This window comes from Phocaeicola vulgatus ATCC 8482 (assembly GCF_000012825.1).
GTDB classification, from domain to species: Bacteria; Bacteroidota; Bacteroidia; order Bacteroidales; family Bacteroidaceae; genus Phocaeicola; species Phocaeicola vulgatus.
The window spans coordinates 19,872-33,180 of record NC_009614.1 but is presented as its reverse complement, the minus strand read 5'-3'; the positions used below and the strand labels follow the sequence as shown (position 1 = coordinate 33,180).

Annotated in this window: 9 protein-coding genes and 2 pseudogenes; 2 read left to right on the top strand and 9 right to left on the bottom strand. The window is 39.0% G+C overall.

Annotated elements, in window-relative coordinates:
* Positions 1-3: 3 nt before the first annotated feature.
* The 6 genes and pseudogenes from BVU_RS00145 to BVU_RS00120 form a co-directional block, all read right to left on the bottom strand.
* Positions 4-2,679, bottom strand: coding sequence for a TonB-dependent receptor (locus BVU_RS00145; RefSeq protein WP_005844649.1), 2,676 nt, complete (start codon positions 2,677-2,679; stop codon positions 4-6).
* Between the two features lie 7 nt (positions 2,680-2,686).
* The gene (locus tag BVU_RS00140) at positions 2,687-3,577 is read right to left on the bottom strand and encodes a FecR family protein (RefSeq protein ID WP_005844651.1); all 891 of its coding nucleotides are present in this window, start codon (positions 3,575-3,577) and stop codon (positions 2,687-2,689) included.
* Positions 3,578-3,603: 26 nt separating this feature from the next.
* Complete coding sequence (locus tag BVU_RS00135; protein ID WP_005844653.1) at positions 3,604-4,011, bottom strand: hypothetical protein; 408 nt, start codon at positions 4,009-4,011, stop codon at positions 3,604-3,606.
* A 55-nt stretch (positions 4,012-4,066) separates the two neighbouring features.
* Complete coding sequence (locus BVU_RS00130) at positions 4,067-4,633, bottom strand: RNA polymerase sigma-70 factor (protein WP_005844655.1); 567 nt, start codon at positions 4,631-4,633, stop codon at positions 4,067-4,069.
* Between the two features lie 112 nt (positions 4,634-4,745).
* Positions 4,746-5,732 (bottom strand): DUF4249 domain-containing protein, encoded by a 987-nt coding sequence (locus BVU_RS00125; RefSeq protein WP_005844658.1) that lies wholly within the window; start codon positions 5,730-5,732, stop codon positions 4,746-4,748.
* 6 nt (positions 5,733-5,738) lie between these two features.
* A pseudogene (locus BVU_RS00120) lies at positions 5,739-7,160 on the bottom strand (TonB-dependent receptor plug domain-containing protein); the annotation flags it as partial.
* Positions 7,161-7,262: 102 nt separating this feature from the next.
* Here BVU_RS00120 and BVU_RS00115 point away from each other — a divergent pair.
* Entirely contained in the window at positions 7,263-8,168 is a 906-nt protein-coding gene (locus BVU_RS00115) for an IS982 family transposase (protein WP_016270147.1), read from the top strand.
* A 21-nt stretch (positions 8,169-8,189) separates the two neighbouring features.
* Here BVU_RS00115 and BVU_RS00110 read toward each other — a convergent pair.
* The 3 genes and pseudogenes from BVU_RS00110 to hemW all read right to left on the bottom strand — a co-directional run.
* Positions 8,190-9,428, bottom strand: a pseudogene (locus tag BVU_RS00110) (carboxypeptidase-like regulatory domain-containing protein); the annotation flags it as partial.
* A 43-nt stretch (positions 9,429-9,471) separates the two neighbouring features.
* The gene (locus BVU_RS00105; protein ID WP_032938224.1) at positions 9,472-9,663 is read right to left on the bottom strand and encodes a hypothetical protein; all 192 of its coding nucleotides are present in this window, start codon (positions 9,661-9,663) and stop codon (positions 9,472-9,474) included.
* A gap of 137 nt (positions 9,664-9,800) precedes the next feature.
* Entirely contained in the window at positions 9,801-10,931 is a 1,131-nt protein-coding gene (gene hemW / locus BVU_RS00100; protein WP_005841160.1) for a radical SAM family heme chaperone HemW, read from the bottom strand.
* A 185-nt stretch (positions 10,932-11,116) separates the two neighbouring features.
* Here hemW and BVU_RS00095 point away from each other — a divergent pair, with 185 nt between their 5' ends.
* Entirely contained in the window at positions 11,117-13,276 is a 2,160-nt protein-coding gene (locus tag BVU_RS00095) for an elongation factor G (protein ID WP_005841163.1), read from the top strand.
* Positions 13,277-13,309: the final 33 nt, after the last annotated feature.

Here is a 13,309-nt window from a genome sequence, read left to right as displayed (position 1 = left end):
TGCTTAAAATTTATAAGTATATGAGAATGAAGGTAAGAAGGGAAGGAGAGTGACTTTTTGTATCACAGGAATCTTTTTTCCTTCCGATTGCTCATCCGTGTAATAATCTATAAATACATGATTGGGATTCAAAGAGTTATAGGCATTCATAATACTGACGTTCCAAATCCGTTCTCCATGTTTTGTCTTTTTGTGAAAGTTGAATCCTAGATTCAACTGATGACTGGCGGGCAGACGGTAGTTATTTCGAGAAGAGCTATATTCAAAGGGAAAAACAACCCCGTTGCCTGTATTTCCCATATGTCCCCATCCATAGCTTCCTTCGGGGAGAATGATGGTTGCTTTCTCTTTGGGCAGGGTGGCAGTATTTCCTGAAGCGTAAATCCAAGAAGCGCTCATGTATACTTTTTTGTTGAGGCGCCTGTTTATCGTGATGTTCACGGAGTGGCGTCTGTCGTATTTATAGGGAAAACGTTTCCCTCCATTTACATTTCCTTTACTGAATATACGGTCGGCTTTAGCCAAAGTATAATTTATCCATCCGGTAGTACGTCCGGTTTTCTTTTCCAGCATGAATTCTATGCCGAAATTGCGTCCTTTGCCCATTTCTACTTTCTCTTCCCAATGAATGGAATTACCGACTAGAGTATTACCATCTTTGTATTCCAGTACGTTTTTCGTCATTTTGCTATAGCCTTCTACAGAAAACTCCCATCCTTGAATACCTGTATAGTAACCCCCGATAGAAAATTGGCATGCTTGCATCGGGAGGATCTTCTGTGTGACCGGTACCCATAGATCAGTGGGGAGAGAGAGATTGGATGAAGAAAGTAAATGTACATATTGTGTCATGTGGGTATAGGCCGCCTTGAAAGTAAGGTTGGGACTGGTTTTGAAACTAACGGTAATGCGAGGTTCCAAGGAGGCATAAGTGTGCTTTTGTACTTGGAAGAGTGAGAAATGTGCGCCTATATTTGTTTTCCATTGTTCGTTCCATTTGAAATCATCTTCTACATAAAGGGAAATTTCGTGTGAGTGTGTCGCTTCATTTCCTCCGATGGTGTATGTTTTATCAGGTTGTTCTTGTTCATTCGGAGAGTGCACAAATGTATGTTGGGTTTCGGGGCGGAACGTATGGTAGAGATAGTTTCCTCCGAATTTGATGAAATGGGAGGGGGATGGATGAAAGTCGAAGTCAGATGTTAATCCCCAATCTTCTATACCGGAATAATATTGGCTGTCAAGGTGTTTGTTGGCGGACGTGAAATTGTTTTTTATATTGAATCGGAAACGGTTATAGGATAGGGTGATGTTATGGAACAGACGATTACTGACTATGTGGTTCCAACGTAATGCCCCTAATGTACTTCCCCAAGCCATGACTTGTCTCTCTCTTGTGTCTGTCTCCTTTTCTTCTTCAAAGTAATAAGAAGAAGTATTTGTAAAACTGGCATGATCTTTGCCATGATAAAAGGAGAAAAACAGGCGGTCACGGTCACTGAATCGATGATTTAGTTTTGTGTTGATATCATATAAGTAGTAACCTCCTTTCGTATCTTTATCCATGAAAGGCTTGATAATTAAATCGGCATAACTGCGTCTGGCAGAAATAATAAATGATGTCCGGTCTTTCCATAGAGGACCCTCAAAGTGCATTCGAGAAGTCAGCAGCCCGATGGTCAGACTGCCGTGATAATTCCTCATATCTCCATCGTTAGTGCGTACATCAATGACGGAGGACAGTCTTCCTCCGTAACGGGCAGGAAAACTGCTTTTATACAAATCGACTTTCTTGACCGATTCTGGGGTAAAGATGGAGAGAATACCTAGTGTATGGTCCACATTATATAAGGGTACACCGTCTAGCAGATAAAGATTCTGATCGGGACTTCCTCCACGTACATACAGGCCACTGGTACCGGTTATACCTCCTTGTATACCGGGCAGAAGCTGGATTGATTTTAATACATCTGCCTCACTCAGTAAAGCAGGGGTATTTTTAATATGTGTCAAAGGTATATTGTTTGCTCCCATACGGCTACTTTGAAAGCCTGTTTCCATTTTATCAGAAAGGACAACGATTTCTTCCAATGTATTATCGTTTTTAAGTTGGACAGTCAGCAGCGTATCTTTACATAAATACAATGCTATTTGTTTTGAACCGTAACCTATATAGGAAAAATTCAGTTCAGTGTTTCCTTCGGGCAGTGTGATACTGAAGAATCCGAATGGATTTGTGATTGTTCCTTGTTTATTTTGCTGGTCATAGATATTGGCACCTATCAGTGTTTCTTTCGATATTTCGTCCAATACATAACCGTTTAGTGTAAAATGTTGTTTTATAGGAAGTGACGTTGTTTTTTTCAATATGATATGGTGTTTGGTAATCTCGAAACTGATGTCTTGTTTAATGAAAGCTGTTTGTAGAATAGTTGTTAATGGGGTTTCTTTCAGATCGAGAGTTATGGGATGTTTGAGTACAACTTCTTCGCCATAAATAAAAGAATACTCTGACAGTTGTTCTATTTTAGCTGTAAACTCCTTTAAACTAGCCTGTTTCAGATAAATATTAAAAGGCATATCCGGAGTTTGTGCTGATATGAATGAATGGGAAAAGACTAGTAACAGCATTAAGTAAAAAAAAGTGATACTGTGTTTCTTATAAAGTGAAGAAATCATTTGTTTTTTAGTTTTCTTGCTTTAGTTCAATAAGATTGGATTGGGGCATGTGATAAGTAAAACCTACGATGGGAGCCAACATTTCTAGAATTTCTTCCAACGTTTCGTTTTGCTTGAAACGTGCATTTAATTTATAATTACGTAACTGTTCGCTTTTTATCTGTATGGTGACATTAAAATGATGGGATAGTTGACGAGCGATTTCTCCCATAGATATGTCATTAAAAGAAAGAACACCTTCACGCCAACTTATTTCGTTCTGTGCATTTGCATTAATGTGCATAGACAATATTCCAGTCGATTTACGATAAATGGCTGTTTCATTGGGCTTTAATATCATTTGTTTACCGTTGGCATTGTTACTGACGGATACACTACCTTCCAGCAGGGTTGTTTCTACTAAAGAATCGGCGGCATAGGCATTGACATTAAAATGCGTGCCTAATACCCTGATGGTAACTCCATTTGCTTTGACACGAAATGGTTTTTTAGGATTTTTACTGACTTCAAAATAAGCTTCTCCATTCAGCTTTACGATTCGTTCCTTGTTGAAAGTTTCCGGATAGCTCAATTGGGAATGTCGGTTTAGGGTTACTTTAGAGCCATCCGGTAATTGGATGCATTGAGTTTGTATATTGGTGGAAACAATCAGTGTACGTACCGGACGTTGGTAAAAATAAAACATCCAACCGAAACCTATAAGCAGGACGAAACCGGCAGCCACAGCAACTGTATACCGAATGGAAAGTATTTTGTGCTTGCGGTATGCCGGTTGAAGACGTTGTTGCAATATATTATAACTTTTCTCCGCCGAGAATTTTCCCTGCGGTGAATGAGTGGAAGAAGATAATAATTCCAACCATTCGTCCAGTTCTTTGTCTGATTTCGGTGAATTCATGTTATTTTATTTGCAGGACAAAGATACTACTTCTTTTGCAGACGGATAGAAATTTCAGAAATTTTTGCGTCTTTTCCGTCAGGAGTACAGATCAACCGTATGATACGTTGTACGCTTTTTATTTGTTTAGGATAAAGAATGATATCTATTTTTACTGATTTCTTTCCTTTCAAGATGACCGGATGGGCATTTTGAATGTGGAAGCTATTGTTACTTGTAGAACTGCTAATGGTCAGTTTACGGTCTGTGTCTTGTTTTTCGGCAGCTATTATTTTTAAAGTAAGGGTTTCTTCCTCGTTCTTTGTATCATAGGTGTGTGATATGAATTGTTTTTCAAAGCCTATATACTCTTTGGGATAGTTGTCGTTGTTACTACATGCACTTATAAGCAGGGCATAAAAAAATGGTAATACTAAACGTGTATTTGTTCTCATGTCTTTTTAGTTTATTAGTTTCTATTGATAAAGACAGGAGAATCTGGAAAACTCCCTATCGTCTATTTCTAAAATAATTGTTAATTTTTTCTTTGAGTCGGGTTACAGCTTTTTGTAACTGGGCATCTACTGTTTTAGGGCTTATATTAAGTTCTTCGGCAACGGAAGCATAACTTTGTTTTTCTTCGCGGACTTTAATAAAGATTGTTCGGCAACGTTCAGGTAATTCATTCAGTGAGTTCTCATAAATGTTAAATAACTCTTCATTCATCATTTGTTCTTCAGGAGAAAGGTTGGAAGAAGATATTTCCGGCATATTTTCCAGAGGCGAGGCTTCCCTCCTTTGTTCTTTTTCCAAATAGTTCAGAGCGGCATTTCTTATTAATATATAGCTGTACTTATTAAAATCATCGGGAATAAGCTGACTTTTTCGATGATTCCAAAGCGTGGTAAAAACATCTAAAATTACTTCTTGAGCCCATTCATCCCGTTGAAGGTAATAAAAGGCGATACGAAAGAAACGGTCATAATACATATCGTATAAAGACCGGAAAGCCTGTTGGGAATCATGCTTCTGTATTTCTTTGAGTAGTTCAGTTGCCTCCATTGCCGTGTTGGGCATGTTTGTTAATGTTATAATCGGATGCAAAGCTACTAAAATGTAAATAGATGTGCTATTCATTTTAGAACTTTTAGTTTTGATTTATTGTATGAGAGGAACTGAAGCCTTCTTCTTAGTATCTGTCTTGGCAATTTTCTTCTTTCAATTTGTATTTTACTTGGTTGGCAATACTGAATATACCTATTCCTCCTTTTATATTATTGGGAATAAGGGGAACTGCATAAATAAAATTTTCGGCATCAAAATCTAATGCAGAGGACATGGCATACAAATATCTATGTTCGCTTTCTGAAATACTGTAAAACCGGATACTGATATATCGCTCTGCTTTCTGAGAATCTATATGTATATAGTTGATGTCTTCTTTTAAATCTATCGTCATGTTATATTCCCTGTTTTTAAAATAACAGCTTTTAAAAAGGCCAAAATAATTGTTCCATTTCTGAATAAGCTCGAATCCTTCATCTATAGCATGTCCGGGTTTGCCGTCTGTCAAGGCGGTGTCATAAATATAATTATAGTTATAAGTCGTGTCAATACTGAGAGTGTCCCTGCCGTCATGCCATTTATGAGAATAAAAAATCTGTTTTATTTCAAGACGATAGTATGTATTCTCTGCCTCTATATCGGGTTGTTTTAATTGAATGTTAAGCCGAAGATAATTGTCATATACAGGCTTGCCTCCTACCCAGCTGTTATAATCTCTTAAACTTATATAGGTTGTATCTACATTTATAATCTGTAAGGGTGCACTGATGCGTGTTTCCGCTTTTGCTTTATATTTACCATTTTCTGAAGAAGCCTCTATTTTCACTTTATCTCCTGTTCGGAATATGCTTTTTACTGGGTAGTAATCATCTTCCGCAGTGATTGTTTCTGACAGTTTTCCATTGATATACAGGTGTATGATACCATCGGTGACAGGAGTGGTAGCTGTCCATCCTGTGTAATGCAGATAAATCCGGTTATCGTTATTTTCAGTTTGCATCATGGCATTTACGATCAGTTTTTTAGGTTCATCATCGGGTAAATAGCCAATGGTATTGGTACATGCGCCTAAAATAACAAATACACAAAGAAATAAAAGGTATTTTTTCATTGGATTTTAAAATTTATAAGTGTATGAAAATGAAGGGATACATGGCAAGATTGTCATTTTTTTCAATATAGGCTTTCCTGTTTGTGCTTCCCTGCTGATATAGACAAAGTTGGGGTTCATGGCATTGTAGGCATTTAGGATACTGATATTCCATATCCGTTCTCCGTGCCGGGTCTGTTTATGGAAGTTGAATCCTATATTCAATTGGTGGCTTGCAGGCAATCTGTAGTTATTTCGTGAACTATAATGATCCATATCTCCTTTGTTCAAATTATCCATAATCCAGGAAGGTGGTACATTGGTAGGTGGTAGTTCTGTATGTGTCTTCTCTGTAGGAAGTGTTGCCATGCAACCTGATGCATAAGTCCATGACATATTGAAGTCGATCCGTCGTGTCAATTGATAATTTAGAGTGAGATTCAAGGTATGTCGGCGGTCATATTGGTAAGGGAAATGTTTACCATTATTGATCCCGTCCGTACTGAATTGCCGGTCGGATTTGGATAGGGTGTAATTAATCCATCCAGTAAGGAGCCCTGCAGTTTTTTGTGCCATAAACTCCACTCCGAATGAACGTCCTTTGCCCATTTCTACTTTGTCTTCCCAGTTATGGGAAGAACCTAGAAAACTTTCTCCGTCTTTATATTCTAATACATTATACATATCTTTATAGTATCCTTCTATGGAAAATTCCCAATTCTTGATACCGGTATAGTATACTCCTACAGCATATTGAAAAGATTTCATGGGGCGGATGTGGCGTGTGACGGGCACCCAAAGGTCGGAAGGCATGGCCAGTGATGCAGTAGATAATAATTGGGTACACTGGCTCATCTGTGAAAAAGAACTTTTTAAGATGATATTTGAGGTCGCTTGGAAACTTATGGAAAGACGGGATTGCAAAGAAAGATAAGTCTGTTTTTGTACATTAAAAAATGAAAAGTGCAATCCGGCATTTATTTTCCAATGTTCGTTCAGAATAAGATCATCTTCGGCATACAAGGAAAAGTCATGAGCATGGATATGAGAATTGTTCAAACTATAATTGTCGTTAGTTTGTGGATATCCATTGTCGGAATTGTGTTGATTTACGGTCTGCACTTCCGGAGCGAACTGATGATATATGTATTTCGCTCCAAATTTGATGTTGTGTGCCGGTAACGGATGATAATCAAAATCCGTACTAATGCTAAGATCACTGATGCCGGAGTGAAACAGATTGTTGGAACCATTGATGATTGTGGAACCATCAGGTTGTTGTATGCTGGAAGTTTCCTCTTGTCTGATATCAAAAACATAACGATTGTATGCCAGCGTAGTATTACTGAATAGTTGGGGGGTGAAAACATGATTCCAGCGTGTGTTCAGTAATATGTTTCCCCAATTGTGAGTTTGCTTGAACTTATCTTCATCTTTGTATTTAACGTGAGTTCGAAATAAGAATAAATATATTTCACTTATAATTAGAAACATAGCGATAAAAGTATTAAATTTATAGTGCTGAATTATAACATTTAAACGATTACCACTATGTTTCCAGAGTCTAAAGTTACAGAGATTTATTGTATGGCCGATGATTTTTGCAAGGAATTTACATTGCAACAGGAAAAATATATGATTAAGGATATGAAGACCATGCATCGTAACAAACCCAACCGTATGAGTGATGCAGAGATTATGGTTATTCTAATCCTGTTTCACTCCGGTGGTTTCCGTTGTTTCAAGCATTACTACAAGGAGTATGTCTGTAAACATCTGAAACACCTTTTTCCTCGTCAGGTTTCTTATAACCGTTTTGTGGAACTGGAGAAGGAAGTATTGCTTCCCATGACCATATTCATCAAAAGAGTACTGCTGGGAACTTGTACCGGCATCAGTTTCGTTGATTCCACTCCCTTATGTGTATGTCGTAACCAAAGAATCTTGATTCATAAGACATTTGAAGGGCTTGCCGAGCGTGGAAGATGTTCTATGGGATGGTTCTTCGGATTCAAGCTGCATCTGATAATCAATGACAAGGGTGAAATCCTCAATTTCATGTTCACGCCTGGAAACGTGGATGACCGGGAACCGTTGAAACAGGGTAGGTTTCTGGAAAACATCAAAGGAAAACTATGTGCAGACAAGGGATATATAGGTCAGGCTCTGTTTGAAAACCTTTTCCTTAATGGCATACAACTTGTTACTAAAGTTAAAAATAATATGAGGAACTCACTGATGAGTATTGCCGACAAGATTTTGCTAAGAAAAAGAGCCTTGATTGAAACGGTCAATGACGAACTGAAGAACATCGCACAGATTGAACACTCAAGACATCGTTCATTCAGTAACTTTATAGCCAACTCCTTGTCGGCTATCGCGGCATACTGCTTTTTTGAAAAGAAGCCCGCCATTGACGTAAAGTTTGTCAATGACGGACAACTTGCTATTTTTTGATTTTATTTCGAACTCACGTTATTTATAGTAGACGTGGTCTTTTCCTTTATAGAAAGAGATGAAAAGGCGATCTTGTTCACTAAAGCGATGATTTAGCTTGGCGTTGATGTCATACAAACTATAACCGCCCCGTTCGTCCTTTGGCATAACTAGTGGGAGGAAACAGTCAATATAACTGCGTCGTGCTGAGATAATGAAGGAAGTATGATCTTTCCATATAGGTCCTTCAAATTGCAGATGTGAAGTGAGAAGACCGATAGTCAAGCTTCCATGATAGTGCTGCATGTTTCCGTCATTGGTACGGACATCGACAATAGATGAAAGACGTCCGCCGAATCGTGCCGGAAAGCTACTTTTGTATAAATCGACTTTTTTCACGGCTTCCGGAGTGAAGACCGATAACAGGCCCAGTGTATGATCTACATTATATAAAGGTACACCGTCTAATAAATAAAGATTTTGGTCCGGACCTCCTCCGCGTACATATAACCCACTGGTTCCGTTCATTCCGTTTTGTACACCGGGCAGTAGTTGGATGGATTTTAGTACGTCTGCCTCACTCATCAATGCCGGTGTGTTTTTTATGTGGGGAATAGGAATACTGCTTGCTCCCATACGACTGCTTTGAATACCCGTTTCGGGTTTGTCGGACAAGATAATGACCTCATTCAGTTGGTTGTCATTGTGGAGTTGGATGGTCAGCATAGTATCTTTCCATAGGTGCAAAGACACTTGTTTTACTGCATAGCCTATGTATGAAAAGTTTAGTTTAGTGCCCCCCTCAGGCAATGTGATGCTAAAGTATCCGAAAGGATTGGTAGTGGTACCCACTCCGTTTTTCTGATCATAAATATTGGCACCTATCAATGTTTCTTTCGATATACTGTCCAATACATACCCGTTTAGGGTAAAAGACTTCTTGCTGGATTGTAGAGCGTATTTTTTTAATATAATGTGATTTTTGTTTATTTTGAAACTGATATTCTGTCCTGCAAAGGCTTTCTGTAAAATCAGGCTTAATGGAGCTTTTCTTAGACTGAGGGTTATAGGATGTTTAAAGATGATTTCCTCTCCATAAATAAAAGAGTAGCCGGAGGCTTTTTCTATTTCAAATATGAATTCTTTCAGATTCGCTTTTTTTAAGTGAATGCTGAAAGAAAGATCTGCTTTTTGAGCCTGTATGAATGTAGTGGAAATCATTAGTAACAGTATCAAGAAAATCCCCTTGATACTGTATTGATTGCAAGTTGAAAAAATCATTTAGTTTTTAGTTTTCTTTTATTATTCAATAATTTATATGCCTTTATTCAGGGTCTGTTATCCTCCTTGTAATATTCGGAGAAAGAGTTTCCAAAATTTGATTTGTGTTATGGTTGCATTCGGAACTCTTTTGTTCCGTTTTCCTGTGTTCTTCAGAATCGTTTTCGCTATTGTAAGCATAAGCTTCCATTAATGCATGGAAGAATGGAAGAACTATGCGCGTACTTGTTTTCATATCTTTTTAGTTTATTGGTTTATATAAGTAAAGACAGGGAAACTTGAAAATCTCCCTATCGTATTTTATAAAATTATTCATTTATTTTTGGGGGATGCTTTTAAAATAGCATATGTGAATATTCGCTGAAGTATTAGTTACTCCACCCAAAGCATGTCGCTCATGATCCCGTCTGATATAAAAACGCCTTTACGGGTCAGTTTTAGCGTATCGTTTTTTATTTCCAGTGTTCCTTGTTGTAAATGTGGAGTGGCCATACGTAGGCAGTATTTGTACAGTTCTTCTCCATATTGTTTCCTGAGTTTGGGCAGTGGCATTCCCCATTGTGTACGTATGTGGGTAATGACAAAATCATTGTAACGGGTATATAAGTCAAGTTCTTCTACTTCGAATGTGGGATTTCCGTTAGAAATACCTCTTATATATTCGTTTAGTGAGGCTACATTCCATTGGCGTGAAGTACCATTGTATGAATGTGCGGAAGGACCACAGCCCAAATATTTCTTTTCAGTCCAATAACTGGAGTTGTGCCGGGAATGAAAACCGGGTAGGCAGAAATTGGATATTTCATAATGTTCGTATCCGGCAGCGGTGAGGCTGTCAATCAGTGTGCCGAATAAGGAAACGCTCAGATCTTCATCGGCCTCTTCCAGTTTATGTTGTTCACGAAGTTGCCAAAGAGTGGTTCCTTCTTCATAAATAAGGTGATAAGCGGAAATATGTTCCGGATGCAAAGCGAGGGCTTGTTTTAAATCTTCTTTCCACGAAGCAAGTGTTTCTCCGGGTAGTCCGTACATCAAGTCAATACTAATATTCCGGAAACCGGCAGTACGACAGTTTTGGAAAGCACGGATGGCTTGTTCGGCTGTGTGGCGGCGTTGAAGCAGTTTTAAAGTGGAGTCTTGAAAAGTTTGAATTCCCATACTTATCCGGTTAAAAGGAAAGGTGCGTAACATGGAAATGTATTCTGGCGTTAAGTCATCGGGATTAGCTTCCAAAGTGATTTCAGCATCGGGGATTACTTTGTATACCTTATAAATATGGGAGAAGATTGCTTCGAAATCTTCTTTTGCCAGTTGCGAGGGAGTGCCGCCGCCCAGATATATCGTTTCTATATGCTCGCCTTCCAGATAGGCTTCCCGGTCGGTTAGTTCGCGGCATAAGGCACGGATGTATGCTGTTTTCTGTTCGCTACGGGTGGTGGAGAAAAAATCGCAGTAAATACAACGTTTTTTGCAAAAGGGGATATGTAGATAAATACCTGCCATGATCATTTATTTTTCAGCAAAGCTACGAAAAAAATAGTGATAAGATAGAATATCTGCCGTAAAACATAGTTTAGTAACACTATCCTTTGAGTTGCTTTTTTTCTCTTTATTTTCTAATTTGCGCTCCACATTTTTAGGAGATATGAAACACATATCCGTTTGTTAATAATTAAACCTTAGATATCATGAAAGTATATCAGACTAACGAAATTAAAAACATTGCACTTCTTGGCAATGATGGCTCAGGTAAAACCACCCTCACAGAGTCTTTGCTCTTTGAGAGTGGTATTATAAAACGTCGTGGCAGAATTACTGCCAAAAACACGGTTAGTGATTATTTTCCGGTAGAGCAAGAATATGGTTATTCAGTGTTCTCTACCGTTTATCATGTAGAATGGAATGGAAAAAAACTAAATATAATTGACTGTCCGGGTAGTGATGACTTCGTAGGGGCTGCCATAACCGCGCTAAATGTAACCGATACTGCTATTTTGCTGCTGAATGGACAATACGGTCCCGAAGTAGGTACTCAGAACCACTTCCGTTATACTGAAAAGCTGGGCAAGCCGGTTATCTTTTTGGTCAATCAGCTTGATAATGAGAAATGTGACTATGACAATGTGCTCGAACAGTTGCGTAGCATTTATGGCTCCAAGGTAGTTCCCGTGCAGTATCCTCTTGAAACGGGACCTAATTTTCATGAACTCATTGACGTGCTGTTGATGAAGAAATATTCATGGGGACCTGAAGGGGGCGCTCCTACAATTGAAGAGATTCCTGATTCTGAGAAAGAAAAGGCATTGGAGATGCATAAAGCTTTGGTAGAGGCTGCTGCTGAAAATGATGAGACACTGATGGAAAAGTTCTTTGAATCGGAATCATTGACTGAAGATGAAATGCGTGAAGGTATCCGTAAGGGATTGGCGGCACGTGGTATGTTCCCTGTTTTCTGTGTATGTGCAGGTAAGGATATGGGTGTCCGTCGTCTGATGGAATTCTTAGGTAATGTTGTTCCATTCGTGTCGGATATGCCTGTGGTTCATAATACCCGTGGTGTTCCTGTGCCTCCCGATGCGAATGGCCCTACTTCTCTTTATTTCTTCAAGACTGCCGTTGAACCCCATATCGGTGGTGTGCAGTATTTTAAAGTGATGAGCGGAAAAGTACACGAAGGTGACGATTTGACTAATGCTGATCGTGGCTCTAAAGAGCGTATGGCACAGCTTTTTGTTTGTGCGGGAGCTAATCGTATTCCGGTGCAGGAACTGGTAGCCGGAGATATTGGTTGTACTGTGAAATTGAAAGATGTAAAGACTGGAAATACCTTGAACGGCAAAGACTGTGAAAACCGGTTTAACTTCATTAAATATCCTAATGCTAAATACTCGCGTGCCATCAAGCCTGTAAATGAGGCTGATGTAGAGAAGATGATGGTTATATTGAACCGTATGCGTGAGGAAGATCCTACTTGGGAAGTGGAGCAATCTAAGGAATTGAAACAGACTATTGTGCATGGACAAGGTGAGTTTCATCTCCGTACCTTGAAGTGGCGTTTGGAAAATAACGAAAAATTGCAGATTAAGTTCGAGGAGCCTAAGATCCCTTATCGTGAAACAATCACTAAAGCAGCCCGTGCCGATTATCGTCATAAGAAACAATCAGGCGGTGCTGGGCAATTTGGTGAGGTCCATCTCATTGTTGAACCTTATTATGAAGGAATGCCTGTACCCGAAACGTATAAGTTTAACGGTCAGGAATTCAAGATAAATGTGAAGGGGACTGAGGAAATACCTTTGGAATGGGGTGGTAAATTAGTCTTTATTAACAGTATCGTGGGAGGATCTATTGATGCCCGTTTTATGCCTGCTATCTTGAAAGGGATTATGAGCCGGATGGAGCAGGGTCCGTTGACAGGTTCGTATGCGCGTGATGTACGAGTGATTGTTTATGATGGTAAGATGCATCCGGTAGACTCAAATGAAATCTCTTTTATGCTTGCAGGACGTAATGCATTCAGTGAGGCATTTAAGAATGCCGGACCTAAGATTCTGGAGCCGATTTATGATGTGGAGGTTTTCGTTCCCAGCGATAAAATGGGCGATGTGATGAGTGATTTGCAAGGTCGTCGTGGTATGATTATGGGGATGAGCAGTGAAAGTGGATACGAAAAACTGGTTGCAAAAGTACCTCTGAAAGAAATGTCTTCTTATTCCACTTCTTTAAGTTCTTTGACAGGCGGTCGCGCTTCATTTATTATGAAGTTTGCCAGCTATGAATTGGTTCCGACAGACGTACAAGAAAAATTGATGAAGGAATTTGAAGCTAAAGAGAATAAAGATGATTGATAAAGTGTAAAATTTCGTACTTAGAAGAGACGT